We start from the raw sequence: 26,768 nt of genomic DNA, 5'->3' as shown, positions 1-26,768 counted from the left end.
GCCTCAGGAATCGTGTGCAGCCCGGCCGACGGCAGGGCCGGCCACCTGCGCTGGAGTGGTTTTCATCAGGCTTTCCAGCGCCTGGCGGTACTGCGCACCGCCCAGGCTCATGCTGTTGTTATGCGTGCCACCGGGGATCAGCAGCAGGCGCTTGGGTTCATTGGCGGCGTTGAACAGCTGCTGGCTGAAGCGCGACGGCATGAAAGGGTCGGCCAGGCCGTGAACCACCAGCAACGGCATGTCGATGTCGACGATCTTGTCGATTGAATCGAATTTCTGCGACAGCAGCCAGCGCACCGGCAACCACTTCACCGGCAAATTGTTATCGGCCACCTGGGCGACCGCATCCCCCAGTGACGTGAAGGTGGACTCGATCACCAGGCCACGCACGGGCACCGGGGCGCGGTTCTTTTTTGCCTGGGCAGCCAGGTCGGCAGCCAGGTCAACGGCCACCGCACCACCCAGGGAATGCCCGTAGATCAGGCGTTTGCTGGCGTCGGGCTGCATCGCCGCAAACCGCTCCCAGGCCGCACGTGCATCTTCGTAGACACTGGCTTCAGAAGGCAGGTCGCCCTTGCTCTGGCCAAAGCCGCGGTAGTCGATGGCCAGCACCGAATAGCCCATGGCGCGCAATTGCTCGATGCGAAACGCCTGGCCGGTCAGGTTCCAGCGCACACCGTGCAGGTAAAGGATTGACGGCGCATCGCGGCGCGCCGCCGGCCACCACCAGGCATGCAGGGATTGCCCGGCCTTGAAACCGGAGGGCTTGATGTCAAACTCCTGAACGTCCTTGGGCAGGCCCCGGTACCAACCGGCGGTCCCCGGTTCGATGCGAAACAGCAACTCGCGCTCCTTGTGCTGGAGCACCCCGCAACCCACCGGCAAGCCGACAATCAGCACAGCCATGCACATCAGCGAGAGCCAACGGCGGCGCAGCAGGGGGAGGAGGGAAGAGCGCATAACGGTCGTTTACCATCAAAAAAACTGAAGTTCGGGTTTTAACAGATGCGTGGCGCAGGCGGGAAAAATATCGACAGCCGTCAACTGCCCACACATCCCTGCAGGAGCGAACTTGCTGCTGCAGGGGAACGTGGATTGATGCGCTATTGGAATATCAAGCCACCTGCAACACGATCTTGCCAATGTGATCACCAGCCTCCATCCGTGCATGCGCCTGGGATGCGTCGGCCAGTGCGAAGACCTTGTCGATCATCGGCACGCACCGCCCGGCGGACAATACCGGCCAGACGTACTCGCGCAACTGTTCGGCAATCGAGGCCTTTTCCTCGCGGGTGCGCGAACGCATCAGCGAGCCGGTGATGGTTGCGCGCTTGCCGAGGATCGCCATCAGGTCGACTTCATTGGCTTTGGCGCCTCCCAGGAAACCCAGCATCACCAGGCGACCGTCCATGCCCAGTGCCGCGATGTTCTGGTTCAGGTACGAGCCGCCCATGATATCGAGAATCACATTCACGCCTTTGCCGGCAGTCTTGTCCTGAATGACCTGGACGAAGTCCTGGTCACGATAGTTGATCGCCTCGGCGCCCAGCTGGCGTATCGCCGCGCATTTGTCCTCGCTACCCGCCGTGGCGAACGCCTTGACCCCGAACTCGCGACACAGCATGAGGGCGGTGGTACCGATCCCGCTGGTGCCGCCATGAATCAGCGCACGCTGGCCCTTGCTGGCGCCGCCGATGTCGAACAGGTTGGCCCACACCGTGAAAAACGTTTCCGGAACGGCGGCCGCGTGAATCCAGTCCATGCCGTCGGGAATAGGCAGGGTCTGGCTGGCCGGCGCCACACAATATTGGGCATAGCCGCCGCCATTGGTCAGGGCGCAGACCCTGTCACCGACGATGAACTCGTTGACCCCTGCGCCGATCGCGACCACTTCTCCCGCCACTTCCAGGCCGGGAATCGGACTCATGCCAGGCTTCATCGGGTACTTGCCCGTGCGTTGAATGACATCGGGACGGTTGACCCCGGCGGCGTGAACACGGATCAGCACTTCGCCGGCGGCCGCCACAGGCAGCGCTTCCTGACGCGGCTGCAACACTTCGGGGCCGCCAGGCTGGGTGATTTCAATGAGGGTCATGGTCTGTGGCAGGGGCATGGCAGTGGCCTGTTTTTAAGGATGTAATGGATAAGACCATTTTTTTCACGGTTTTACTGTAGGAGCTGTCGAGAGAAACGAGGCTGCGATCTTTTAACCCTATTGCCGTCACGGCATCTCCGGCAACTCCTGCGCCCGCAAATCAAACACCAGCACCTCAGCATCTACACCATTGCTCAACATCAACACCTGCTCATTACGCACCCGCACCCCATCGCCTTCCTGCAACCGCAGGCCATTAAGCTCGACACTGCCGCTCGCCACATGCACGTAGGCATAGCGGTTGGCTGCAAGCTCCAGGGTGGCGCTTTCCTCGCCGTCGATCAGTGCCGCGTACACCCGCGCATCCTGGTGCACCTTCAGCGAGCCTTTGCTACCGTCCGGCGAAATGATCAGCTGCAGGCGCCCGCGTTTTTTCTGCGTACTGAAGTGCTCTTGCTGGTAGCGCGGTTTGGCCCCGGCGACATGGGGCACGATCCAGATTTGCAGAAAGTGCACCGGGCGGGTGCTTGAGTGGTTGTACTCACTGTGTGCAACACCACTGCCCGCGCTCATCAACTGCACGTCCCCGGGACGAATCACCGAGCCGGTGCCCAGAGTGTCCTTGTGCTCCAGTGCGCCTTCGAGCACATAGGAGAAAATCTCCATGTCGCGGTGCGGGTGCTGGCCGAAACCTTTCCCGGCCGCCACGCGGTCATCGTTGATCACCAGCAGGTCGGAAAATCCCTGCTCTTTCGGGTTGCGGTAGCTGGCAAACGAAAAGGTATGGAACGACTTCAACCAACCGTGATTGGCCATGCCGCGATCAGTGGCTTTGCGAAGGGTCAGCATGATGAATTCTCCTGGAGGGACGGTGATTCGTCCGAGTGAGGAGAAGGTTAATGGTTACTGCTCGATGCAATAAGTAGGTGAAAATTGAAATACTGTCGCTTCCAGGTTGACAGTAATGTGCAGATGATCACCTTTTCCCGCCCGACATCCAGGCTGAACCTGGTCATAATGCCTACCATCCTAGACCCAACTCTGTGGGAGCAAAGCTTGCTCGCGATAGCGGTGTCCGGCCAGTGCATTCGACAATCACACTCCGCTATCGCGAGCAAGCTTCGCTCCTACAGGGGAAGGTGTGTCTTTCCATGACTCCAGTGATATTGATCCCATGAAAACCGTGGCAATGGTGCTGTTCCCCGATTTCCTCCTGCTCGACATGGCCGGCCCCATGGAGGTGTTTTCCATCGCCAATCGTTATCTGGCAGCCGAGCACGCCTACGTACTCACTACCATCGGTACCGAACCCGGCCCGCTGCGTGCGTCCAACGGCGTCAGCCTCAGCGCCGATCTGCACATCGACCAGGCCTTTGACAACTATGACCTGCTGCTGGTCCCCGGCGGCCCCGGCGCCTACAACGAAAGGCACCCCTCGTTACTCGCCTGGCTGCCGGCCGCGACAGCCCGGGCCGGCCAGTACGGCTCGATCTGTACAGGTGCCTTCGTGCTTGGCCATGCGGGCCTGCTCGACGGCTATCGGGTGACCACCCACTGGCACTACACCGAGCGTCTGATCAAGGGCTTCCCCAAGGCGACGGTCGAGACCGATCAGATCTACGTGCAGGACCGCAATCTCATCACCTCCGGTGGCGTGACGGCCGGTATCGACCTGGCGCTGTCGGTGGTTGCCGCCGACCACGGCAAGAAAGTCGCCCAGGACGTGGCCAAGGTGTTGCTGGTGGTCATGAAGCGCCAGGGTGGGCAGGCACAATTCAGTCCTTTGATGGCCGCCGTGGCGCCGCAGGAAACGGCCATCACCCGGGTGCAGAACCATGTGCTGGAACACCTCGACCAGCCTTTCAGCATTGATGGCATGGCCAGCCTGGCGGCCATGAGCCCGCGGCATTTCGCCAGGGTGTTCGCCCGGGAAGTGGGCATGACGCCCATGGAATTCCTTCAGCGTGCGCGCATCGATCACGCGAGAAACCTGTTGGAAACCAGTGACTTGCCACTCAAGACCATCGCCTTCAAAAGTGGTTTCGGCAGCGTGCGGCACATGCGGTTTCTGTTCAGTGAAAAGCTCGGCCTGACCCCCACTCAGTACCGCGAGCAGTTCAGCTGAGGCTGATTGTCCGTCCCGCGCACCCGGATGGCCGTGACACTCCCATCGCCGCAGTTGTGCTGTCACCAATGCCTGCCAAGATAGATGAGAACTAATTGCACTGGAGATGCGGGAATCCGCAGGGTCGGGTTTCAGCATGTAAACGGCATGAACAGTCTCAGAGATTTGCACAGCGATACGGTGCTGCACTTCGGGCCCTATGCCTTCTACCTGCAACAACGCCTGATCCTGGACGGCGAGGTGGCGCTGCGCATGGGCGGTCGCGCCCTGGACCTCCTGCAGCTACTGGTCGAGCAAGCGGGCACAGTGGTGAGCAAAGAGCAGTTGATCGCCCGGGTGTGGCCCACTTCGGTGGTCGAGGAAATTAACCTGCGGGTGCACATTGCCGCCTTGCGCCGGGCCCTGGGCGATGGGCAGAACGGCCTGAGCTACATCATCAATGTTCCCCAGAAGGGCTACTGTTTTGTCGCGCCAGTGGTGCAGGGGCCGGCGAGCACGCTAGTTGCCCTTGAAACTTGCCTGCCACCCCAGCACAACTTGCCCGCCCGGCTGACCCCGGTAACCGGCCGGGACTCGGTGGTCGGCAGCCTGGTGCGGCAGTTGCCGGTCCGGCGTCAGCTGACGCTTGTCGGCCCCGGCGGCATTGGCAAGACCACGGTCGCGCTGCGGGTGGCCGAGCTGTTGTTGCAGCACTATCGGGACGGCGTGTGGCGGGTGGATTTTTCCACCCTCGATGATCCGACGCGAGTGGTCGATCATGTGCTGCAAAGCCTTGGTCTGGAAGTTGGCTCGACCCTCGAGGCGCTAAAGGCGCGGCATGCCCTGCTGGTGCTGGATAACTGCGAGCACGTGCTCGAACGCTGTCGTCACCTGGTCGAGGCGCTGCTACTGGGCGCACCACGGTTATCGATCCTGGTCACCAGTCGCGAACCCCTGCAGGCCGCCGGTGAAACCGTCCAGCGCGTGGCACCACTGGTCGTTCCACCGGTGTCCGCGCTGCACAGCGTCGAGCAGGTGATGGGCTATTCGGCGGTGCAGTTGTTTGTCAGCCGGGCGCGGGCGCGTCAGCAAGGTTTTGCCCTGCGCGAACAAGACCTCAAGGCCTTGCGTGAAATCTGTCGCCGCCTGGATGGTTTGCCCCTGGCCATTGAACTCGCTGCGGCGCAAATCGATGCCTTGGCGTTGGTGGGATTGCAGGCCCAGCTCGACAATTGCTTCCAGCTGTTGACCCAGGGCCGGCGTACTGCGGTGCCGCGCCATCAGACCCTCAAGGCGGCTCTGGACTGGAGCTACGACAAGCTCAGCAACCGCGAGCAGACGGTGCTGCAGCGCCTGGCCGTGTTCAAGATGTCGTTCACCCTGGAGGCGGCCATCGGCGTGATCAGCTGCGCGGTGCTGCGTCCCGCGCAATTGCTGACGCTGCTGGAGGGGCTGGTGGCCAAATCGCTGCTGTCGCTGGAACAGGTCAACGGCAGCGCGCGGTATCGCTTGCTGCACACTACTCGCAGCTATGCGCTGGAGAAGCTTGCGCACAGCGGTTGCCTGCGCTTGTTCGAGGTGCGCTACGGCCATCACATCCGCCGCGCCCGGCGTGAGTCAAGCGTGCTGGAGGTTGTCGAGTAGACGTCGCGCTTTTTGCAGGTCCGGTGTGGCGAAGCCCTCGGTGAAACGCGCGTAAACGGGCGCGAGCAGTTCCTGCGCCTGCAGCGGTCGTCCCAGACGCTGCCAGAGTTGCGCCAGGGCGGTGGCGCTGCGCAGTTCCCAGGCCAGGGCGCCCTGGTTTCTCGCCACATTCAGCGCCCTGATCAGTAGCGCCTCGACCTCGCGCGCCGCTTCGTCTGAATCATTGCCCACCAGCAAGGTACCAGCCCTGGCGCGCATGATTTCCGCCGTACACCAACCGGCCATCCCGGTCTCCGCCCGCAGCACCAGTGCTTCATCGATCAGCCCGGCATCCAGCGTGAGCATGATCTCGCGGATCAACCCGGAACCTGCCGGCGCTCCAGTCGGTGCTACGTCGGGGGCGATCACCTGCGCATACTCGCGCGCCCAGTTGTAGAACAGCAGCACCGAGTGTTTCTGCGCTTGCTGCAGCAGCAGTTGCAACAGTTCACGGGCGCTGCAGGTATCGCCGTTGTAGTGCGCGATCAGGCAGCCGGCGAGCGCCAGGGTGTAGCAGATGGACGTGCCGTGATTGATCTGCAGCGCTACGTCCAGCGCCTGCCGGGCCGAACGCCAGGCTTGTTCGGGCTGACCCTGGACCCAGAGGATGCGCGCCAGAATCGTCAGCGCCGCCACGCTCTGGTCGTATTGCACGCCAAAACCATGAGTGAAACGGTTGAGGTGCCCGCTCTGGGCCATGCGCTGGATCACCTCTTCGGCGTTGACCCGGGCCATGCGCTGATTGCCCACGAAGTGCAGGGCGAGCACCCGCAGGCGGTGCGCGCTCAAGTCCAGCAGCGGGTCACCGTGGCGGCCGAGACGGTCGAATTGCTGGCTTTGCTCCAGGGCCATCTGATAATTGCCGCAACTGAGGTTGACCGCCATGTACCCCGATACCGCGCGCAATTCCCCGGCCACGTCATTGCTCGCCCTGGCCAGGTTCCTGGCGCTGACGAACGCTTCGATGGTCTCGGCAGTGCCGCCCTGGGTGTGATAGCCGGAACTGCCGAGTGCAAGGTTGAGGCTCATCTTCAGTTGCGGGCAGGGCTGCGGTTCTACGTCGAGCAATGCCAGCGCCTTGCGCACGTAGGCGCCGTGTTCCTTGAGCAGTGACAGCTCCTGCCACAGTGGCGTGGAAGCCGCCGCCAGGGTGATCGCCAGCGCCTGCGGGCCGGCGGCATGCAACCCCCAATCGAGGGCGCAGCGGATGTCCGCCAGGCTGCGGGCATAGCGCTCGATCCACCGGTTGGTCGGAATCAACTCCCAGTCGGTCCGGGCCTGTTGCATCAGGGCCAGGCACCGTGCGCCGTGCCGGGCGCGGGTGTCCAGCAGATCACCGGCCTGTTCGAGTTTTTCCAGGGCATAGCCGCGGGTGAGATCGAGCAGGCGGTAGAACACCTCTTCGTCGCCGACTTCCACGTTGAGCAATGACTTGGCCACCAGTTGGGTGATCGAAGCAAACACTTCATCGGGCTCGATGTGTTCGCCCACGATCACCGCTGCGGCTGAGGCCAGGGTGAAGCCGCCGCGAAATACGCCGAGTCGGCGCAGGCACACCTGCTCGCAGGGGCTTAACAGTTCAAAGCTCCAGTCCAGGGTGGCGCGCAAGGTCTGATGGCGGGCCAGGGTCAGGTCACTGCCGTGGGCCAGGAGGCGAAAACTGCCCTGCAGCTGGGTCAGCAGGCCGCTCAAGCCAAAGCGGCCAACCTGCGCCGCTGCCAGTTCAATAGCCAGCGGGATGCCGTCGAGTCGTTGGCAAATTTCGACCAGCACCGGCAATTGCGCATCGTGCAGCTCGAAACTGTCGTGGCTGGCCATGGCCCGTTCGACGAACAGTTGCAGCGCGGAAAAGCTCAGCGCCTGGGCGCGGTCCAGCACCGTGGAGGGCGGCGGGCAGTCCAGCGACTCCAGGCGCTGCACGAACTCGCCCTCGGCCCGCAGGCCCTCGCGGCTGGTGGCCAGGATGTGCACGTTGGGCGCACCACGCAGAATGTTTTCGCAGAGCAGGGCAACGGCGTCGACCAGGTGTTCGCAGTTGTCGATCACCAACAGCATCTGCCGCTCGCTCAGGAAGTTCACCAGGCTGCCCATTGGCTCGGTGTCGTGCACGGACAGGTCGAGCAGGGTGGCCAGGTGCGTGGTGATCATCGAAGGGTCGTTTATCGGCGCCAGGTCCAGCAGGCGAATGCCATCGCGGTATTGCCCGATCAATTGCTCGGCGACGCGCAGGGCGACGGTGGTCTTGCCGATGCCGCCGGGGCCGACGAGGGTGATAAAACGCTGGCGCGACAGTTGTGTCACCAGGCGCTCGACCAGAGCTTGGCGACCGATCAGGCGGGTGCGCCGCACGGGCAGGTTGTGGCGGCTGCGTTCGACTGCGGCAGGCGCCGGATGTTGCTCGAAGGCCTGCATCGAATAGGGCGCGACAAAGCTATAGCCACGCTGCGCAACCGTGATGATGTAGCGCTGCCCGGTCTGGCCGTCGCCCAGGGCTTTGCGCAACGCAGCCATATGGACCCGCAGGTTGATGTCTTCCACCACGCTGTCGGGCCACACCCCGGCGATCAACACCTGCTTGCTGACCACGTTGCCGGCGTGTTGCAGCAGGATCAACAGGATATCCAGGGCGCGCCGGCCCAGCCGCAAAGGCTGGTCGCCCTCCAGCACCAGGCGCTGGCCGGGGTAGATCCGGTAGGGGCCGAAATGGATGGCCAGTTCGGGGGAAAGGGTCACGCGCTCACTCCTGCTTGCGTGCGTCTGGTACGCAGTTTGCGAGCATATTCCAGAGGTTTGCGCGTCAACGCAACGGTACGCCGGGCGAGTGCGCTTTGCGGTGCAGAATTAACGGCGTTTAACTCGACGCCATCGCGATTCGATTCGGACACTCTATGGCGTGACCGAGACTCGCAACGAGCGGCTCAACCCTGACAGACCGGCATTGCTCCAGGCTTGAGGTTGGTCAGGGAACGCACCATCCGGCATCGCCACGCGAACGGATTGATGCCCTCGCTGCGGGTGAAGATATGGCAAAAATGCGCCTGGTCGCAGAAGCCGCATTCCAGGCTGATTTGCGTCAGTGTCATGTCGGTGCTCTGGATCAGTTGCTTGGCGCGGGCGAGGCGTTGCTGGCGAATCCAGTCCTGGGGTGATAAACCGGTGCTGCACTTGAACGCGCGGGAGAAATGGCTGCGCGACAGGGCGCATGCACGCGCCAGGTCGGCGACTTCGACGGTCTCGCTCAAACGGTCGAGGATCAACCGCTTGGCCAGGCTTTCACGCCACGGGATCAGGCCGCCAGTATTCTTCTTGCGCGGTTCGACGACGGGCACGCAGGCGATAGTTTGCTGAGATTGAGCCATAAGCAATATCCGTGTTGGTACACCGCATTCTTGGACGGGAGGCTCTGCGTGGCGAGTTAATCGTTGTTAATTGCGTGTTAACACCAGGCAGCCTGGAAAAAAATCAGCCACAATCGGGAGTTCACACTTCAGGGAATCGTGACCCATGAACCGTAACGATCTGCGCCGAGTCGATATGAACCTGCTGGTGATTTTCGAGGCCTTGATGTTCGAAAAGAACCTGACTCGCGTCGCTGAAAAACTGTTCATGGGGCAGCCGGCGGTGAGTGCCGCACTGGGGCGGTTGCGCGACCTGTTCGATGATCCGTTGTTGCTGCGCAACGGCCGGAGCATGGAGCCCACCGCCCGCGCGCTGGCGATTCTCAAAGAGCTGCAACCGGCGATGGACACCATCTCTGGCGCGGTCAGCCGAGCCAAGGAGTTCGATCCGGCGAGCAGCTGCGATGTGTTTCGCATCGGCCTGTCGGACGATGCCGAGTTTGGCTTGTTTCCGTCACTGCTGACGCGCCTTCGCGAGGAGGCGCCAGGCATCATCGTGGTGGTACGCCGGGCGAATTACCTGTTGATGCCGGCGCTGCTGGCCTCAGGTGAAATCTCCGTCGGGGTCAGCTACACCACGGATCTGCCGGCCAACGCCAAGCGCAAGACCCTGCGTGATATTCCCTGCAAAGTGCTGCGTGCAGACAAACGGCCGGGCGCGCTGACCCTGGATGAGTACTGCGAGCGGCCTCATGCCATGGTCTCGTTTTCCGGGGACCTGAGCGGCAACATTGACCTGGACCTGGCCAAGATTGGCCGCAATCGTCGGGTGGTTCTGGGCGTGCCGCAATTCAGCGGCCTGCGCGCCTTGCTGGCCGGTACCGAAATGATTGCAACCGTTCCGGATTACGCGGCCTGCGCACTGGTCGAAGGCTGCGCCCTGCGCGCCGAGGACCCGCCATTCCCGATCGAGGCGGCGCAGCTCTCCATGGCCTGGAGCGGGGTGCACGATAACGATCCGGCAGAACGCTGGCTGCGCTCGCGGATCAGCGACTTCATGTCCCGTCCGCTTCCAATAGAGGCTTAACCCCATACCCCTGGAATCTTCGCGTGACACGGGACCAGGGTGGGAGCGAGCCTGCTCGCGATAGCGGTGGGGCAGTTGAACAAATGTTGAAGGTACCGGCTCCTTAGTGAGCAAGCCCGCTCCCACAGCGGATTTTCGCTGGTCGAGCTCAGCAAGCGAGAACAGCACATACATCCAATTCCCTGCGCAAAACTCCCTGCACTATTCTCTTATTGCCGGCCAGGACATCTGGCGTTCAATGGTCGATTGTGCGGAGCTTTGCGCCATGTCTGAACCCACCACACGTCACACTCCCGTGCGCGGCTTCGAAGAAGTCGTGACCCTGGTGATCAAACACCGGGTCAAGGCCGGTTTTGAAGTGCCCTACGAAGCCTGGTTGCGCAACATCGTCACTATCGCCGGACAGCAGGATGGGCATCTGGGCGTGGACGTGATGCGCGGCAAGAACGCCGGTCTTGACCTGTACACCTGCGTGTTGCGCTTCTGCTCCACCGAAGCCATGCAGCGCTGGCTCGATTCGCCGCAACGGCGGGCGCTGGTCAACGAAGCCACGCCCATGCTGGCAGACGGTGACCAGACCGAGGTCAACCCGGTCAACGAATTCTGGTTCACCCAGGCCGACGCCGCCTCACCACCACCGCCACGCTGGAAGCAGGCCGTGGTGACGTTGCTGGTCATTCTGCCGCACACCCTGCTGGTGCCATTGATCTGGGGGCCACTGCTGCAACTCCACCCCTTGCTCTCCAACTACGTGGTGGCCACGTTCCTGATCACCCTCACCATCGTCGTCTCGGTGGTGTACCTGTTCATGCCGATGGCGACGCGGCTGTTCGCGCCTTGGCTGTCTCCCACCTCCGAGCCCAAGGAAAACCCATGAACGCCGATCTGATTCTGTTCAACGGCCAATTTCATACCGTCGACCGGGAGAACCCGCGCGCCAGTGCCGTGGCCATCAGCGAAGGCCGTTTCATCGCTGTCGGCACCGATGCCCAGGCCATGGCCCTGCGCGGTGCACACACCCAGGTCGTCGATCTCAAGGGCCGCTGCGTCATTCCGGGGCTCAACGACTCGCACCTGCACCTGATCCGTGGTGGCCTGAACTACAACCTTGAGCTGCGTTGGGAAGGCGTGCCCTCGGTGGCCGATGCCTTGCGCATGCTCAAGGAGCAGGCGGACCGTACACCGACCCCGCAGTGGGTCCGGGTGGTGGGCGGCTGGAACGAATTCCAGTTCGCCGAGAAGCGCATGCCGACCCTGGAAGAACTCAACCAGGCCGCGCCGGACACGCCAGTGTTCGTGCTGCACCTGTACGACCGCGCCTTGCTCAACCGTGCCGCCCTGCGAGTGGCCGGCTACACCCGCAATACGCCGAATCCGCCAGGTGGCGAGATTGTCCGGGATGCCAACGGTGAGCCGACCGGCATGCTGGTGGCGCGTCCCAATGCGATGATCCTTTACTCGACCCTTGCCAAGGGCCCGAAGCTGCCGCTGGAGTATCAGGTCAACTCGACTCGCCAGTTCATGCGCGAACTCAACCGCCTCGGCCTGACCAGCGCGATCGATGCCGGCGGCGGTTTCCAGAATTACCCGGACGACTATCAGGTGATCGAGCAGTTGGCGAAGGATCAGCAACTGACCATCCGCATCGCCTACAACCTCTTCACCCAGAAGCCCAAGGAAGAACTCACCGACTTCAAGAACTGGACCAGCAGCGTGACCCTGCACCAGGGCGACGACTTCCTGCGACACAACGGTGCCGGTGAGATGCTGGTGTTTTCGGCAGCCGACTTCGAGGACTTTCTCGAGCCGCGTCCGGACCTGTCGCAGACCATGGAAGATGAACTCGAGCCGGTGGTACGCCACCTCGTCGAGCAACGCTGGCCGTTTCGTCTGCACGCCACCTACAACGAATCCATCAGCCGCATGCTCGACGTGTTCGAGAAGGTCAACCGCGACATTCCATTCAACGGCTTGCCATGGTTCTTCGATCACGCCGAAACGATTACCCCGCACAACATCGAGCGGGTGAGGGCGCTGGGCGGCGGTATTGCGATTCAGGATCGCATGGCCTTTCAGGGCGAGTATTTCGTCGAGCGTTACGGTGCCAAAGCCGCCGAAGCCACGCCGCCGATCAAACGCATGCTCGCTGAAGGCGTACCGGTCGGCGCCGGCACCGACGCGACGCGGGTGTCCAGCTACAACCCCTGGACCTCCCTGTACTGGATGGTCAGCGGTCGCACCGTCGGTGGCCTGGAGTTGCACAGCGAAGGCCTCTCCCGGCAGACCGCGCTCGAACTGTTCACCCATGGCAGCGCCTGGTTCTCCTCCGAGCAGGGCAAGAAAGGCATGATCAAGGTCGGCCAACTGGCTGACCTGGCCGCCCTGAGTGCGGATTTTTTCAGCGTTGATGAAGAAGCCATCAAGTGGATCGAGTCGGTGTTGACCGTGGTCGGCGGCAAGGTGGTGTATGCCGCCGGTGACTTTGAAAAACTTGGCCCGGCGAGCGTGCCGGTGCTGCCCGACTGGTCTCCGGTGGTTAAGGTCCCCGGCCACTGGCGCCCGACCTCGCCAATCCAGGCCCAGGTGCATCACTGCAGCGGACCCTGTGGCGTGCATGCCCATAGCCACGACCGGGCGCGTTTGTCGAACGCTCCGGTGAGTGATTTTGCCGGCTTCTGGGGCGCCTTCGGCTGCTCGTGTTTCGCGTTCTGACGACTATCCACGCTGCGCCGAATTCCCCTTCGACGCGGCACGTAATGCCCATCCAACGAGGAGTTTCACATGAGCAATGTTCCCTACAAGCGCCTGAACAAAGATGACGCCGTGGTGCTGCTGGTCGACCACCAGACCGGTCTGATCTCGCTGGTCCAGGATTTCTCGCCGAACGAGTTCAAGAACAACGTGCTGGCCCTGGGCGACGTGGCCAAGTTCTTCAAACTGCCGACCATCCTCACCACCAGCTTCGAGAATGGCCCGAACGGCCCGATGGTTCCAGAGCTCAAGGAGCAATTTCCGGACGCGCCGTACATTCCTCGTCCTGGCCAGATCAATGCGTGGGATAACGAAGACTTCGTCAAGGCGGTCAAGGCCACCGGGCGCAAGCAACTGATCATCGCCGGCGTCGTGACCGATGTTTGCGTGACTTTCCCGACGCTCTCGGCGCTGGCGGAAGGTTTTGAAGTGTTCGTGGTGACCGACGCTTCCGGCACTTTCAACGAAACCGTCCAGCAAGCCGCCTGGGCCCGCATGGCTGCCGCTGGCGCGCAACTGGTCAACTGGTTCTCGGTGGCTTGTGAGCTGCAGGGTGACTGGCGCAACGACATGGAAGGCCTGGCCAACCTGCTGTCGCCGCGCATTCCCAACTACCGCAACCTGATGAACAGCTATTCGGTGCTGAGCTCGAAGTAAGCATTTTCAGCCAACACCGATTGCCTGTGGGAGCGGGCAACCCCGCTTCCACTGTTTCTTGCGTCAGCCTTGACGTTTTTGCAACCACCCCAGAAACCCGCCTTTGCGGATTGGCGCCGGCTTGGCCATCAGCGCCAATCGGCTGTTCTGCTGGCGCACCGCCTGCAATTTATTCAACGCCTGACCCACTTCCACACGCGCCTCCATGCATTGGCGGGCCAGGGACTTGTCGATCCGGTAAATGATGCACGAAGTCAACGTGGTGAACGTGGCCTGGGACGGTGAGTCCGTGAGGATGCTCTGCTCGCCCATCACCTCGCTCGGGCCCATGCGCCCGGCTTCGGTGTGCTCACTGCCATCGGGTACGCTGGCACTGACGACACCGGTGGCAATCACCATCAGGCTGTCCGGCACATCGCCCAGTTCCAGTACCACCTGACCTGCGGCGTATTGCTGCGCAACCATCGAACGTGCCATTTCGTCGCGTTCTGCGTCACTCAGGGAGCGGAAGACTTTGACTTCATCCAGCAACGCCCGGGCCCGGGTAGTGGGTTCGATCACGCCGTCGAGCTGACGGGAAATCCCCGCCGCCTCAAGGTGTCGATGAGCCAGGTCGAACAGTTGGTTGCGCACCTCACTCTTCTTGCCCAACTCGGCAATGAAGCCGCTGGCGACGTACTCCGACATGGATTCGCCAGCTTCCTTGAGCACGGCTTTCGGCGCCGGATTGAGCAGCAGGCTGCTGCTGCCTTGCAGGGTGCGATCCAGGGCATCCAGCACGCGGCGCGGACGGATATGATTGGGCACCTGGATGCTGATCGACACGCCGTGCATGTTGCCCGGCCGGCTCAAGTTGACGATTTTCGCCTTCGCCGCCACCGAGTTCGGCACTACTGCCGTGCTGCCAGCACTGGTCAACAGGTGGGTGGCGCGCCAGTCGATATCGAGCACCTTGCCTTCCACGCCGTCGATCATGATCCAGTCATCGACCTGATAGGGTTTGGTGGTGTTGAGCACGATCCCGGAGAACACATCGCTCAAGGTGCTTTGCAACGCCAGGCCGACTACGATTGCCACCACCCCGGAAGTCGCCAGCAAGCCTTTCACCGGCAGCTCCAGCACATAGCCCGCCGCTGCGACGATGGCGATCAGGAACACCAGGGCGCCGATCACGTCCTGCAGCAACCGTCCGCTGTGGCCGATGCGCCGCACCAGCACCAGGCCGATGACCTCGGTCAACACCCGCGCCGCGTATAGCCACCAGAGAATACCCAGGGCCGTTGCGCCCAACTGCAGCACGCTATCGTCAGCAAACAACGGAGCCTGCAACGGGCTGACACCGGCATTGATGATCAGCGCGCTGAACCCCATGAACAGCCCCAGGCGCACCCCGACACGCACCACGCGATGCTTGAATGGCGCGATGTGCCAGAGCAGGGTGTCGATGACCAGTAGCAAGGCACTCAAGGACAACAGGTGGGCGAGGACAAAGGACATGGAGAACTCCGAAAGGCTGGACTGATAATGCGAAACCGCTTTTCGTAGCCGCCGGCTTGCTGGCGATGGCGTATTCCAGATCGCTATCGCCGGCAAGCCGGGCGCCTACGAACATCGCAGAAGGTACATCCTCAATTCAGATGAGTCTTCAATTCCAGCGCCGCCTGCCGCACCGCCGCTTGCACCTCCGGGATCTGGCCCAGCGGGTTCAACAAACCGAAGTCATGAATCATCCCGTTGTACCGCACCGCCGTGACCGGCACCCCGGCCGCGTCCAGGTGACGGGCGTAGGCTTCACCTTCATCGCGCAGCACGTCGAACTCGGCGGTCTGTACCAGCGCGGCCGGCAGACCCTTGAGCTGTTCGGCGCTGGCCTGCAATGGCGAGGCGTGGATCTGCGCGCGCTCAGCGGGGTTGGTGGTGTAGCTGTCCCAGAACCAGTTCATCATGCCCTTGGTCAGGAAGTGGCCCTCGGCAAATTGCTGGTACGAGCCGCTGTCGAAATCGGCGTTGGTTACTGGCCACATCAGCAGCTGGAAGCGCAGGGCCGGTGCTTTCTGTTCTTTTGCCATCAAGGCCACGACCGCCGCCATGTTGCCGCCGACGCTGTTGCCCGCCACGGCGAGGCGTTTGCCGTCGACACCGATGTCCTTGCCGTGCTCGGCGACCCAGCGGGTGGCCGCGTAGGCCTGGTTGATCGCGGTCGGGTAGTGCGCTTCCGGGGACGGCGTGTAGTCGACATAGACCGCAACGGCACCGGAGCCCACCACGAGATCGCGGATCAGTCGCTGGTGAGTTGGATAATCCCCCAAAACCCAACCGCCACCGTGGAAGAACATGAACACCGGCAACTCACCTTTAAGCTTTTCCGGACGAACGATTTTCAGGTTGATGGTCTGCCCGTCGACCTTGATCGCCCGGTCGCTGACGGCGATACCCGACACATCGACCTTCACCGAATTCTGTGCGCCGCTCAGAACTGCCCGGGCATCCTTGGGGCTCAACTGTTCGAGCGGCTTGCCGCCACCTGCCGCGAGGGCTTCGAGAAAGGCCTGGGTGTTGTGTTCAACGCCTGGGCTGCCCGCAGCGAAGGCATTACCGAGGGCGAGGGCGAGGAGGGAAGCGGTCAGGGATTGGGTGACGATGCTCATGAAGTAATTCCTTTTCGTTGGTAGGTACGGTCCGTAGGAGCTGCCGAAGGCTGCGATCTTTTGATCCTGGTTTTCACGACCCAGAATCAAAAGATCGGAGCCTCCGGCAGCGCCTGCATGTCCGGGGTGAGCACAGATTAATAGGATGTCAAAAAGGGAAAAAGCGGCTATAAAGTGTTTGACTGTCAACCAGGAAGTGACAATGAACCCTTTCGAAGATATGCGCATTTTCTGCCAGGTCATGGACTCCGGCAGCTTCACGGCTGCGGCCGATCAATTGGGCTTGTCCAAGCAGTTCGTCAGCCGTCGGTTGATGCAGCTCGAAGAGCGCCTGGGCGTACGGTTGCTCAACCGTTCAACCCGGCGCCTGGATGTCACGCCCCTGGGTCAGAGTTACTACGAGTCGGCCCTGCGCCTTTTGGGTGAGGTCGAGCAGGTGGAGCAGGGCATTGCCGGCCAGACCACGGAGCCACGCGGCACTATCCGCGTGAGTGCGCCCTTGTCCTTTGCACTGGCGCACCTGGGGTGTTTGCTGCCGCTGTTCCTGCAGCGCTACCGCGAGGTCACGGTCGAGGTGGACCTGAGTGACCGGCCCGTGGACCTGCTCGGTGAGGGCTACGACCTGGCGCTGCGCATCGGGATACTGGAAGACTCGACGCTGATTGCCCGGCGTATCGCCTCGATCCGGCGCGTATATTGCGCCAGCCCGGCGTACCTTGAGGAGCGCGGCACGCCGCTCAGGCCGGAGGAGTTGCACGCCCATGATTGCCTGCCTTACGGCCACGGTCGCCAGGTGCAATGGCGCTTCGAGGGGCCGGGCAAGCCGTTGTCGGTGAATGTCACCGGGCGCATGCGGGTCAATAACGGGGAGTTGCTCAGGGATGCGGCGATTGCCGGGATGGGGATCACCTATCTGCCGACCTTTATCGTCGGTGCGGCGTTGCGGGAGGGCAGGCTGGTGCCGGTGCTGGATGAGTTTTGTCCAGATGCTTTGACGTTGTCGGCGGTGTATCCGCAGCATCGCCAGGGGTCGAGGCCGGTGCAGGCGTTGATCGAGTTTTTGCGTGAGCGACTGGATAGCGCCGAGGGGGTTGTCTAGGGTGGTGCGTTGATCTTGTTTTCCTGTAGGGCAAACAAGATCAACGGATTGCAGGATCGTTTCGGGAGGACGTGGTCATTCAGGTTTCCCGCGTCATCGTTGACGACCATCGCGAGCAGGCTCGCTCCCACAGGGGGAGGGTGGGTATCAGGACCGTTTGTCGTCGCCTGGCTCGCCGCCGACGTGCACGCCGTGATCGTCGCCTACTTCGCCGGCGCGGTGCACGCCGTGGTCGTCACCTACTTCGCCGGCGCGGTGTACGCCGTGGTCGTCACCTGGCTCGTTATGGGTGCCACTGCGTCCGGACGAGGATGACGCGGAGTTGCCGGAATGACCCGAACCATGGTCGCTGCCGCTGTGGCCGCTGCCACTGTTACCGCCGCTGCCGCTGCCGCCATGACTGCCGCCGTTGCCGCCACTGCTGCCGCCACCGCCATTACCGCCGCCGCTGCCGCCGCCATGACCACCGCCATTTCCTCCGCCACTGCCGCCACCACCATTACCGCCGCCGCTGCCGCCGCCATGACCACCGCCATTTCCTCCGCCACTGCCGCCACCACCATTACCGCCACCGCCACCGCCACCGCCGCCACCACTTCCTCCGCCACCACCACCATCCTTAGCCTGAGCGCTGGACATCCCGGACAATCCATCGGGAACCAGTACAGTCGATGCCGACAGAACTGCGCCAATAGCCACTGCGAGCAAAAGCTTCTTCATGTGCATATCGATCTCCGTCTTGTTGTGGGTGTATCAGTGAATACTCGAGGCCAGTTCGAAGATGGGGATGTACATCAGGATCACGATCACCCCGATCAACAGGCCAATGAACGTCATGAGCAGCGGTTCGAACAGACGTACAAACCATTCGATCCAGCGGCTGATTTCTTCGTCATAGAAGTCGGCGCTGCGTTCCATCATCTGCCCGAGGTTGCCGGACTGTTCGCCTGCACGCAGCAAGCGCAGGGACACGGGTGTCACCAGGTGATTGAGCTCCAGCGCGGCGGACAGCGATTGACCCTCGCGTACCCGTTCGCAGGCCTGGTCCAGGCGTACGCGGGAGGGCACGGTGAGCAGGCCGCGGACCATGCCCATGGCGGTGACCAGCGGGATACCGCCCTGCAGCAGAATGCCCAGGGAGCGGTAGAAGCGTGCCAGTTCGTACATGAAAATACGTTGATGAACCGCCGGCAGTCGTTCGATCACGCGATCGACGCCACGACGAAAGGCCGGCTGGCGCTGGAGAAAGGCGAGGGCGACGACGATGGCCACCAGGGCACCGAAAAATTCACCCTGATGCGCATGCAGGAACATCCCGCAACTCATCAGCACCTGGGACAACCACGGCAGGTTCGACCCCAGCCCCTCGAACACCAGGCTGAAGCGCGGCACCACGTAGCCCATCAGGAATAACACCACGCCACCTCCTACCACCAGCAATAGCATAGGGTAGATCGAAGCGCTGACGATCTTCTGGCGAACCTCGTCCATGCGCTGGCGATAGCTGACATACCGACCCAGTGCATCACCCACGGCGCCGGTCTTCTCGCTGGACTGTACCAAGGCGACGTAGAGAGGCGGGAAAACCGCAGACAACTGGCCCAATGCCTGGGAGAAGGATTTGCCCTCGTACAGCAAGCGCACCAGCTCGCTCAAGGTTTTGCGGGCCTGGGGCGCGTTTTCTTTTTCCGCCAGGCTTTCCAGTGCATCGATCAGTGGCAGGCCGGCATTGAGCAGCGTGGTCAGCTCCTGGCTGAACAACACCAGGTTGAAGGTTTCGCGTTTGTGCAGGCGCAGCGCTTGCCAGCGCCGGTCGGCCTGCAGGCTGACGACGCGCAAGCCCTGGTCCTCGACCATGCGCCGCGCCTCGCTGTCGCCCTGGGCCTCGACGGTCACCGACACGACGCCGGCCTTTCCCACTGCCTTGAGATGAAACCGCATGGTCGCCACTCCCGTCATTGCCAACTGGTGACTTCGGCGTTTTCGCCTTCGCCGCCAGGTTGGCCGTCCTTGCCCATGGACAGCAGGTCGTACTCGCCGTTTTCCCCGGGGTAGCGGTAGTTGTAATTACGTCCCCACGGATCCTGGGGCAGTTTTTTCTGCAGGTAGGGGCCGGTCCAGCGGGTTTCATCGCTGGGCGCGGTCACCAGCGCCTGCAAGCCTTGTTCGGTCGAGGGGTAATGCCCGACCTCCAGGCGGTACAAGTCCAGCGCCTTGCCCAGGCCTTCAATCTGCGCCTTGGCCACTTTCACTTCCGAGCGGCCGAGCTGGGCAAAGTACTTCGGCGCGACGATGCCGGCCAACAGGCCAAGCACCACCAGCACCACAAGCAATTCGAGCAGGGTGAACCCGCGCTGAGCTCGGGGGATATAGCTACGCGCAATACAGCACTGACGCTGTTTCATGATGACCTCACACATAGACGGAAGGGTCGCGCGAAAGCCTTATGCAATTGCCATGCACAGGCTCGGTCATTGCCCTGCAACCCCCGTAATAAGGGGCTTTACAGTTACGGCACGGTGCTTGCGTACGTCTGGTTCACGACTTGTCATTGGGGCATTACCCCCATTTTTCGGGGCAGGTCAGGGGAGGTACCAATGATCAAGTCATTCACTGCGGGACTGCTGGGCGTGCTGTTGCTGGCCGGGTTCGCGCACGCCGATGTGTTCATTTCCGTCGACGCCAAGGGCAGCTACGTCCTGTCCAACGTCCACCGTCCCGGCCGCCACTATGAACGGGTGATCCGTGAGCCTGAGGTGGCCCAGGTCAGCCTCGACCAGCAGCCGCAGATGGTTGCCGCGCGGCCCTATGCCGAACTGGTGTCGGCAGCGGCCACGGCCAACCAGTTACCGGCGGCGCTGTTGCATGCGGTGATCCAGGCCGAGTCCAGCTACAACTCCGGCGCCACCTCGCCCAAAGGCGCGGGCGGGTTGATGCAGTTGATGCCCGACACCGCCCGGGAGCTGGGGGTGAAGGATGTCTACGACCCCAAGGCGAACATTCAGGGCGGGGCCAAATACCTCAAGCGCCTGATGACCCTGTTTGACAACGACATCGCCCTCGCCGTGGCGGCCTACAACGCCGGGCCACAGGCAGTGATCAGCCGTGGCGGAGTGATCCCGCCGTTCGCCGAAACCCAGCGCTATGTGCCCAGCGTCCTGCGCCAATACCGGCGTCTGCAGGGGCTGGCCGTGGATGCTCCGCTGTGATTGGGGGATTCCCCAATTGTGGGGAAAACCGACAGGCATCGGTTAACCCGCAAACCGGGGAATGGGTGGGGGATTTCCCCCGACTTATCAAATCGTCCGTATAACCTTCTGAAAAATAACAAAAAGTTTTATGGCATGGCGATTGCTGAAGTGATTTTTGACGAGACGTATTCCCAATGAGCACCCCACCGAGGCCCGTGATCATGACCGGCAAACCCAACGCTCATCACCTGCTTAATCTGCTGCTGTTTCTGGTGCCGATGTTCGGCCTGGAAGCGGCCCAGGCCGCTCTGCGCTGCGAGCGCAATCTGGTGGCAAACGTCGTGGCGCTGGACCAGCCGCTGATGTTCAACCGACTCGGCGCACAGAACGTCAACGGCATGATGTTCGCCCTGCGCCGCGATGTGGTCGACGACCACAACAGATCACTGGCCCAGGGTGGCACGGCAGTGCCAGGCAAGGTCTCGCTGCGGCCCGACAAGCGTCCGCGGCCCCTGGTGCTGCGCGTGGCAGCCGGTGATTGCCTGACCATCAACCTGCAGAACCTGCTGGCTTATCAAGCCAACCCCGGCAGTCATGACGGCGGGGAGGAAGAAGAAGGGGAAATCGAAGGCGAAGTTGAAATTGGTGCAGTCGATGACTTCAAGGTCGACGAGCAGGTCACGGACCGCCATGTCGGCTTCCAGGTTAACGGCATGCAGGCGGTTAACAGTATCGACGACATTTCCTCCTATACCGGCCGCAATGCCAACACCCTGGTCGCCCCCGGCGCAAGCCGCTCCTATACCTTGTATGCCGAACGCGAAGGCGCTTTCGCCGCCAGCAGCCGTGGCGCCACCTTCGGTGGTGAAGGCGCTGCCGGTAACGTCGCCAATGGCCTGTTCGGCGAAGTGGTGGTAGTGCCCAAGGGCGGCCGCTCCTATCGCAACACCGTGACGGAAGAAGAGATGCGCCTGGCCAGCACCGGGCGTACACCGACCGGACAACCGATCGTTGATTACCAGGCACGCTACCCGCAGCGCGAGCCGTGGATCCGTGAAGGCAAGGCCGGCACGCCGATTATCAATATGGTCGACGGCAGCGAAATCATTTCCAGCGAGAGTGACGCGATCGTCATGGGCAGCAACGCCGACGGCAGCTTCCCGCCTTCGACCTATCCCCTGGAAGCCATTGGCAAACGCAACCCGGCGCTGCCCAACCGGCTGGAACCGTTCCGCGATTTCGCCTCGCAATTCCAGGATGAAACCGCGGCCACCCAGGCATTCCCCGCTTACTGGGCAGACCCGGTGATGGCCCACGTGCTGGAACCGACCCGCGATTCGTTCATGATCAACTATGGCTCCGGCGGCATGGGCGCCGAAGTGGTCGCCAACCGCCTGGGCGTCGGGCCGATGCACGATTGCCTGTCCTGCGCCTACGAAGAGTTCTTCCTCAGCTCGCACACCGTCGGCGACGTGGCGATGCTGGTGGATGTGCCGGCCAACGCCGGCCTGGAAAACATTCGTCCCGGGGAAACCCCGCGCGCCGACCAGATCGGGGTCAAGGCCACCATGGCGCTATACCCGTCTGAGCCGTCCAACGTCAACCACAGCTACATCGGCGACTTCGTGAAATTCCGCAACACCCACAACGGTCACGAGCAGCACATTTTCCACCTGCACGGGCACCAGTGGCTGTTCAACCCCAATGACGACAACTCCGACTACGTGGATGCCCAGGGCATCGGCCCGGGCGCCGGCTACACCTATGAAATCGCCAACGGTGGTTCGGGCAACCGCAACCGCGTGGCCGGCGATGCGATCTATCACTGCCACTTCTACCCGCACTTTGCCCAGGGCATGTGGGCCATGTGGCGGGTGCATGACGTGTTTGAAGAAGGCACCAAACTCGAAGTCTCGCAACAAGGCGACGACGGTTACCACAGCGAACCCTATGCCCTGCGTAGCGGTAAACCCGCGGCGGGTGCCCGGGCCCTGCCTGATGGCGAGATCATCGCCGGTACCCCGATTCCAGCGGTAGTGCCGCTGCCCGGCAAGGCTATGGCGCCGATGCCAGGCAAGGTCGCGGTCGTGCCGAAAATCGGTGAAACCCTGGTGGCCGGTCACGACGATGACGATGAAGAAGACGACGATGATGACCACCAAGGTGGCACCGGTGGTGCCCAGGCCATCGGTTCGCTGGCCCTGGTGGATCGCAGCGAAGCCAACCGCAATGCCGATGGCAGCCTGAAAAACCCTGGCTACCCATTCTGGATCGGCGGCATGGAAACGTCGGTCGGCCAACGCCCACCGACCCCACCCCTGGACATGCTTGATGCAGCCAAGGCCCAGGCCTTGAAAACCAGCGGCAATTCACTGTGGGCCAACCTCGACCCGGCGCAATCCGGTGGCTGGGATGGCGGCCTGGGCCGGCATTCGCTGGACGGCTTTTCTGCTGGCGGTGAAGCAAACACCATCACCACCTCGCTGGATTTCTCCAAGGAAGTGACCCGCGCCAAACCCATCTACATGCCGGAAGAGGGCACTGAGGTGGAACAGGCAGCGATGGCCTTCCATGCCAAGAAAGACCACCCAAGCTACGCGTTGCTGCCAGGCAACCAGATCGTGGCGCGAGCCTTCCGCACCAATGGCGCCTTGCCCATTGCCGGCGCGCCTTATTACGAACCCTGCATGGACGACCGGCAAAAACGCCTGACCAGCAGCGCCGGTACTGGCGAGTTTGCCAGCGGCGAGCGTATCGACGGCATGTCCTACACCGGTTCGTCGACCTTCACTGCCGACCGTCCAAGGGTCTACAAAGCCGCGAACATCCAGTTCGATGCGGTGTACAACAAGGTCGGTTACCACTTCCCGCAAGCGCGCATTCTGGCCCTGTGGGAAGACGCCTGGCCGGTGATCACCAAGCAGCGGCCACCAGAGCCTCTGGTAATGCGCATGAACACGTTCGACTGCGTGCAGTACCAGCAAACCAACCTGGTGCCGGCCACCTATGAGATGGACGATTATCAGGTGCGCACCCCAACCGACGTGATCGGCCAGCATATCCACCTGCCGAAATGGGACCTGACGGCGGCCGACGGCTCGGCCAACGGCTGGAACTACGAAGATGGCGTGCTCTCCCCAGGCGCCGTGCAGGAGCGTATCCACGCCATTCGCGAATTCAACCAGTGCCTGGGCGCCGATCCGCGTGACGGCACGCCGGCCTGCCCGAAAGCCAAGAACCATCCGTTCTTCGGTCAATACGGTCGGGCGGACTGGGTCGGTGCACGGACGGCAATGCAGCGCTGGTTCGTCGATCCGGTGGTTAATACCAAAGGCGTCGACCGTGGCCTGGGGACCATCTTCACCCACGACCACCTCGGCCCATCGACTCACCAACAGATTGGCCTGTACGCCACCGTGCTGGCTGAACCTGCCGGCTCCACCTGGTTCCACGCCGAGACCGGCGAGCAGCTGTACAGCGGCGCTCGGCAAGACGGCGGGCCGACTTCGTGGCAAGCAGTGGTGTCCACCGGCGACCTGGATGGCGACGGCAAGAACGACAGTTTCCGCGAGTTCTTCCTTGAGTACAGCGACTTCCAGCACGCCTATGAAGCCGGTGTGTACGTGGGCGCCGGCCCCAATGGCGTGCCCAACCCGACGGCGTTCCCGGCCACTGCGGACAGCTTCCGCTACGCCATCAACCCGCCTGTGCGCAACAACGCCAGCAACCTGCTGGACGGCATCATCGAAGTGCAGGGCGGCATGGTCCCAGGCTGCCCGACCCGGCCGTGTCCGCAGGCAATCTCGGTGGATGACCCAGGCATGTTCGTCGTCAACTATCGCAACGAGCCATTGGCGTTGCGGGTGTATGACCCGAACAAACTCGGCCCTGACGGTAAGCGCGGCATGCAGGCGGACGGCCTGGGGGGCGACCTCGCGTACGCCATGCAAAGCCGTACCGACCGTGCCATCGCTGCGATGAACCTGGCGCCCAACCTGGTCACCTCGGCGACCGGCCCAACCGGCGGCACCACGCTGTTCCCACCGCACATCAACCGTGGCGGCGCCGAACCTGGCGACCCGTTCACCCCGATGTTGCGCACCTATACCGGTGACAACGTACGGCTGCGCCTGCATGCCGGTGGCCATGAGGAGGAGCACAACGTGACCCTGCACGGGGTGAAATGGCTGCAGAGCGGTTCCGGCTTCGGCATGAGCTCCAACTCCGGCTGGCGCGCCTCGCAAATGGTCGGCATCTCCGAGCAGATGGGTTTCAACGCACCGGTATCGATACTCTCCAGTTCGGCGGCGACCACGGGTGACTACCTGTACTCCATGGATGCCTCCATCGAGGGTTACTGGAACGGTATCTGGGGTGTTATGCGCAACTACACCGCCCAGCGCAGCGACCTGTTCGCCTTGCCGAACAACCCGAAACCGGCGGGCATGCGCAACACCGTGGCCTACGAAGGTTCCTGCCCACGGATCAGCGCCAACCCCAGCGGCATCGGCACCCGGCCGACCGTGCAACGCAACTATGAAGTGGTCGCGGCGCTGGCCAATGACATCCTGCGCAACCCGTTGAACCTGACCATCGGCGATCCTGCCGGCCTCGGCCAGCACGTCGGCGGGCCGTTGAATCCGGCGGGCGGCACCCTGGTGTTCAACTCGCGGACGGTCAACATCCCGCAGGTCACGGTGACCGATCCTGAAGATGGCGAAACCATCACCATCGGCGGGCAAAGCGGGCCGCTGCATGATCCGACCGCCATCCTGTACGTGCGCAAGTCCGACCTCGACCCGAACACCGGCAAGCTCAAACCCGGCGTTCCGGTAGAGCCGCTGGTATTGCGTGCTGCGGCGGGTGACTGCATCAACGTCACCCTGGAGAACCGCCTGCCGCTGGTCATGCCCGACCTGACGCAGACTGCTGCGGTGCAAGGCCTGGTCAAGCGCGATCGCAACAGTGGCCAGGGCTCGACCATCTTCAGCAACAACCTGATTCGGCCGTCCAGCCATGTAGGCCTGCATGCCCAGCTGCTGGCGTACGACATCACCAAGTCCGACGGTGTCAACGTCGGCGCCAACCCGATCCAGACCGTGCCACCACGGGTCGGCAATACCGGGGCCTACCCGACTCGTACCTACCAGTACTACGCCGGGCATCTGGAGCGTGAGGGCAAGCCGGTGACGCAACTGGGTCGTAGTGTCGACAACATCAACGCTACGGCGGTGGAGTTCGGCGGCCTGAACATCACCCCGGCGGACGTGATCAAGCAAGGGCAGAAAGGCCTGGGTGGGGCAATGTCCATCCTGCCGATCGGCGCGACCTGGGTCGAAGACGCCCGCAAGACCAACGCCACGGTTACGGCGCCAGGGCAGGCGGTATACCGCGACTTTGCGATGGTCTGGCAGAAAGCCTTGAACATGCGCTGGGCCAACGGTCGGCCGGTGGAAGGCATTGCGGCCGAAGGGTTCGGGGTGCCGAACGATCCGCAGGACAACTCGAGCATGGCCATCAACTACAAGGCCGAGCCGCTGTGGTTCCGCTTCGGGCTGGCGCCGGATGCACCCTTCGGTCACGCCGGTGGTGCCGGCTACGGCGACGTGCCTAACGCGCACATGGCCTACAGCAATGCGCTGATCGGCGGCGATCCACAGACACCGGTGCTCTATGCAAAACCGGGGCAACCGTTCCGTACGCACATCCTGTTGCCAACCGGTGGCAGCCGTGGCACGACCTTTCAGCTGGATGGCCACGTGTGGTCGGTCAACCCGTTCCAGTCGGAGAAGAGCGATACCGGTGGCTATCCGATGGGTACCCCGGGCGTGGGTTCGGTGCGGTTCGGCTACAACCCGATGTCGATGTACATCGGCGCCCGGGAAAGCATCCTGCCGGCCGCGCACTTCAGCTTCATGCACCCAAGTGCCGGGGGCAGTAACGCCATACCGGGTGACTACCTGTACCGCGACTACGGCGCCTACGGCAATACCTCCGGCTTGTGGGGATTGCTGCGGGTGACCAACGAACCGGAACCGGCGCCGCCAGCCCAGTAGGAGCGAGCTTGCTCGCGATGGAGTCATGGGCCACACCCTCAACACCAGGGTGGGTCCGC

At 62.6% G+C, this 26,768-nt stretch carries 19 protein-coding genes; 9 read left to right on the top strand and 10 right to left on the bottom strand.

The annotated features are described in order from the left end of the window. Positions 1–3 precede the first annotated feature (3 nt). From AAEZ05_RS16800 to AAEZ05_RS16790, 3 genes are all read right to left on the bottom strand, one after another. Entirely contained in the window at positions 4–960 is a 957-nt protein-coding gene (locus AAEZ05_RS16800; RefSeq protein ID WP_045061263.1) for an alpha/beta hydrolase, read from the bottom strand. A 154-nt stretch (positions 961–1,114) separates the two neighbouring features. Continuing rightward, positions 1,115–2,113 (bottom strand): NAD(P)H-quinone oxidoreductase, encoded by a 999-nt coding sequence (locus tag AAEZ05_RS16795; protein ID WP_350648132.1) that lies wholly within the window; start codon positions 2,111–2,113, stop codon positions 1,115–1,117. 108 nt (positions 2,114–2,221) lie between these two features. Next, positions 2,222–2,944, bottom strand: coding sequence for a pirin family protein (locus tag AAEZ05_RS16790; protein WP_350648130.1), 723 nt, complete (start codon positions 2,942–2,944; stop codon positions 2,222–2,224). 325 nt (positions 2,945–3,269) lie between these two features. Between AAEZ05_RS16790 and AAEZ05_RS16785 the strand changes: the two genes are divergently transcribed. Next, positions 3,270–4,220, top strand: coding sequence for a GlxA family transcriptional regulator (locus tag AAEZ05_RS16785; RefSeq protein ID WP_045061266.1), 951 nt, complete (start codon positions 3,270–3,272; stop codon positions 4,218–4,220). 147 nt (positions 4,221–4,367) lie between these two features. Next, a complete protein-coding gene (locus AAEZ05_RS16780) occupies positions 4,368–5,843 on the top strand; it encodes an ATP-binding protein (RefSeq protein ID WP_045061267.1) in 1,476 nt (491 codons plus the stop codon). On the opposite strand, the gene AAEZ05_RS16775 is transcribed toward AAEZ05_RS16780, so the two are convergent. After that, positions 5,817–8,615 (bottom strand): ATP-binding protein, encoded by a 2,799-nt coding sequence (locus AAEZ05_RS16775; protein ID WP_350648127.1) that lies wholly within the window; start codon positions 8,613–8,615, stop codon positions 5,817–5,819. The two genes, AAEZ05_RS16780 and AAEZ05_RS16775, sit on opposite strands and share 27 nt — an antisense overlap. A gap of 185 nt (positions 8,616–8,800) precedes the next feature. Further along, entirely contained in the window at positions 8,801–9,241 is a 441-nt protein-coding gene (locus AAEZ05_RS16770) for a helix-turn-helix domain-containing protein (protein ID WP_045061269.1), read from the bottom strand. Positions 9,242–9,386: 145 nt separating this feature from the next. Between AAEZ05_RS16770 and AAEZ05_RS16765 the strand changes: the two genes are divergently transcribed. The 4 genes from AAEZ05_RS16765 to ycaC all read left to right on the top strand — a co-directional run bounded on the left by AAEZ05_RS16765 (position 9,387) and on the right by ycaC (position 13,715). Next, positions 9,387–10,307 carry a LysR substrate-binding domain-containing protein gene (locus AAEZ05_RS16765; RefSeq protein ID WP_045061270.1) on the top strand — a complete coding sequence of 307 codons (921 nt, stop codon included), beginning with the start codon at positions 9,387–9,389 and terminating at the stop codon, positions 10,305–10,307. 265 nt (positions 10,308–10,572) lie between these two features. Then, positions 10,573–11,184, top strand: coding sequence for an antibiotic biosynthesis monooxygenase (locus AAEZ05_RS16760; RefSeq protein ID WP_045061271.1), 612 nt, complete (start codon positions 10,573–10,575; stop codon positions 11,182–11,184). After that, positions 11,181–13,019, top strand: coding sequence for an amidohydrolase (locus AAEZ05_RS16755; RefSeq protein WP_045061272.1), 1,839 nt, complete (start codon positions 11,181–11,183; stop codon positions 13,017–13,019). The genes AAEZ05_RS16760 and AAEZ05_RS16755 overlap by 4 nt, the downstream gene beginning before the upstream one ends. Positions 13,020–13,088: 69 nt before the next feature. Then, complete coding sequence (ycaC, locus tag AAEZ05_RS16750) at positions 13,089–13,715, top strand: isochorismate family cysteine hydrolase YcaC (RefSeq protein WP_045061273.1); 627 nt, start codon at positions 13,089–13,091, stop codon at positions 13,713–13,715. Between the two features lie 63 nt (positions 13,716–13,778). On the opposite strand, the gene AAEZ05_RS16745 is transcribed toward ycaC, so the two are convergent. Together AAEZ05_RS16745 and AAEZ05_RS16740 are read right to left on the bottom strand one after the other, a co-directional pair. Beyond that, a complete protein-coding gene (locus AAEZ05_RS16745; protein WP_045061274.1) occupies positions 13,779–15,212 on the bottom strand; it encodes a mechanosensitive ion channel family protein in 1,434 nt (477 codons plus the stop codon). Positions 15,213–15,343: 131 nt separating this feature from the next. Further along, a complete protein-coding gene (locus tag AAEZ05_RS16740; RefSeq protein WP_045061275.1) occupies positions 15,344–16,363 on the bottom strand; it encodes an alpha/beta hydrolase in 1,020 nt (339 codons plus the stop codon). Positions 16,364–16,565: 202 nt separating this feature from the next. On the opposite strand from AAEZ05_RS16740, the gene AAEZ05_RS16735 reads away from it, so the two are divergent. Then, positions 16,566–17,462, top strand: coding sequence for a LysR family transcriptional regulator (locus AAEZ05_RS16735; RefSeq protein WP_045061276.1), 897 nt, complete (start codon positions 16,566–16,568; stop codon positions 17,460–17,462). 147 nt (positions 17,463–17,609) lie between these two features. Here AAEZ05_RS16735 and AAEZ05_RS16730 read toward each other — a convergent pair whose 3' ends face one another. From AAEZ05_RS16730 to gspG, 3 genes are read right to left on the bottom strand one after another with little or no spacing between them, the layout of a single operon-like run. After that, entirely contained in the window at positions 17,610–18,188 is a 579-nt protein-coding gene (locus AAEZ05_RS16730) for a hypothetical protein (RefSeq protein WP_350648123.1), read from the bottom strand. Positions 18,189–18,215: 27 nt separating this feature from the next. Further along, positions 18,216–19,403, bottom strand: coding sequence for a type II secretion system F family protein (locus tag AAEZ05_RS16725; RefSeq protein ID WP_045058829.1), 1,188 nt, complete (start codon positions 19,401–19,403; stop codon positions 18,216–18,218). Between the two features lie 14 nt (positions 19,404–19,417). Next, complete coding sequence (gene gspG, locus AAEZ05_RS16720) at positions 19,418–19,867, bottom strand: type II secretion system major pseudopilin GspG (RefSeq protein ID WP_045058832.1); 450 nt, start codon at positions 19,865–19,867, stop codon at positions 19,418–19,420. 192 nt (positions 19,868–20,059) lie between these two features. On the opposite strand from gspG, the gene AAEZ05_RS16715 reads away from it, so the two are divergent. Further along, positions 20,060–20,671: a lytic transglycosylase domain-containing protein gene (locus AAEZ05_RS16715; RefSeq protein ID WP_209012927.1), complete on the top strand. Its 612-nt coding sequence runs from the start codon at positions 20,060–20,062 to the stop codon at positions 20,669–20,671. Between the two features lie 203 nt (positions 20,672–20,874). Then, positions 20,875–26,709, top strand: a complete 5,835-nt coding sequence (gene mnxG, locus AAEZ05_RS16710) for a manganese-oxidizing multicopper oxidase MnxG (protein WP_350648230.1) — start codon at positions 20,875–20,877, stop codon at positions 26,707–26,709. Positions 26,710–26,768: the final 59 nt, after the last annotated feature.

Origin of the sequence: Pseudomonas sp. HY13-MNA-CIBAN-0226, from assembly GCF_040310305.1 — a bacterium.
In the GTDB taxonomy this organism is placed as follows: Bacteria; Pseudomonadota; Gammaproteobacteria; order Pseudomonadales; family Pseudomonadaceae; genus Aquipseudomonas; species Aquipseudomonas gregormendelii.
Note: the sequence above shows the minus strand (reverse complement) of the source record. Positions and strands in the feature narration are given on the sequence as shown.

Excerpts from the sequence above, each read along its gene's own strand:
- AAEZ05_RS16800 (WP_045061263.1), bottom strand. The coding sequence starts at position 960 with ATGCGCTCTTCCCTCCTCCCCCTGCTGCGCCGCCGTTGGCTCTCGCTG.
- AAEZ05_RS16740 (WP_045061275.1), bottom strand. The coding sequence starts at position 16,363 with ATGAGCATCGTCACCCAATCCCTGACCGCTTCCCTCCTCGCCCTCGCC.
- AAEZ05_RS16760 (WP_045061271.1), top strand. The coding sequence starts at position 10,573 with ATGTCTGAACCCACCACACGTCACACTCCCGTGCGCGGCTTCGAAGAA.
- AAEZ05_RS16765 (WP_045061270.1), top strand. The coding sequence starts at position 9,387 with ATGAACCGTAACGATCTGCGCCGAGTCGATATGAACCTGCTGGTGATT.
- AAEZ05_RS16745 (WP_045061274.1), bottom strand. The coding sequence starts at position 15,212 with ATGTCCTTTGTCCTCGCCCACCTGTTGTCCTTGAGTGCCTTGCTACTG.
- AAEZ05_RS16790 (WP_350648130.1), bottom strand. The coding sequence starts at position 2,944 with ATGCTGACCCTTCGCAAAGCCACTGATCGCGGCATGGCCAATCACGGT.
- gspG (WP_045058832.1), bottom strand. The coding sequence starts at position 19,867 with ATGAAACAGCGTCAGTGCTGTATTGCGCGTAGCTATATCCCCCGAGCT.
- AAEZ05_RS16715 (WP_209012927.1), top strand. The coding sequence starts at position 20,060 with ATGATCAAGTCATTCACTGCGGGACTGCTGGGCGTGCTGTTGCTGGCC.
- AAEZ05_RS16730 (WP_350648123.1), bottom strand. The coding sequence starts at position 18,188 with ATGCACATGAAGAAGCTTTTGCTCGCAGTGGCTATTGGCGCAGTTCTG.
- AAEZ05_RS16725 (WP_045058829.1), bottom strand. The coding sequence starts at position 19,403 with ATGCGGTTTCATCTCAAGGCAGTGGGAAAGGCCGGCGTCGTGTCGGTG.
- AAEZ05_RS16785 (WP_045061266.1), top strand. The coding sequence starts at position 3,270 with ATGAAAACCGTGGCAATGGTGCTGTTCCCCGATTTCCTCCTGCTCGAC.
- AAEZ05_RS16795 (WP_350648132.1), bottom strand. The coding sequence starts at position 2,113 with ATGCCCCTGCCACAGACCATGACCCTCATTGAAATCACCCAGCCTGGC.
- AAEZ05_RS16755 (WP_045061272.1), top strand. The coding sequence starts at position 11,181 with ATGAACGCCGATCTGATTCTGTTCAACGGCCAATTTCATACCGTCGAC.
- AAEZ05_RS16780 (WP_045061267.1), top strand. The coding sequence starts at position 4,368 with ATGAACAGTCTCAGAGATTTGCACAGCGATACGGTGCTGCACTTCGGG.
- mnxG (WP_350648230.1), top strand. The coding sequence starts at position 20,875 with ATGACCGGCAAACCCAACGCTCATCACCTGCTTAATCTGCTGCTGTTT.
- AAEZ05_RS16770 (WP_045061269.1), bottom strand. The coding sequence starts at position 9,241 with ATGGCTCAATCTCAGCAAACTATCGCCTGCGTGCCCGTCGTCGAACCG.
- ycaC (WP_045061273.1), top strand. The coding sequence starts at position 13,089 with ATGAGCAATGTTCCCTACAAGCGCCTGAACAAAGATGACGCCGTGGTG.
- AAEZ05_RS16735 (WP_045061276.1), top strand. The coding sequence starts at position 16,566 with ATGAACCCTTTCGAAGATATGCGCATTTTCTGCCAGGTCATGGACTCC.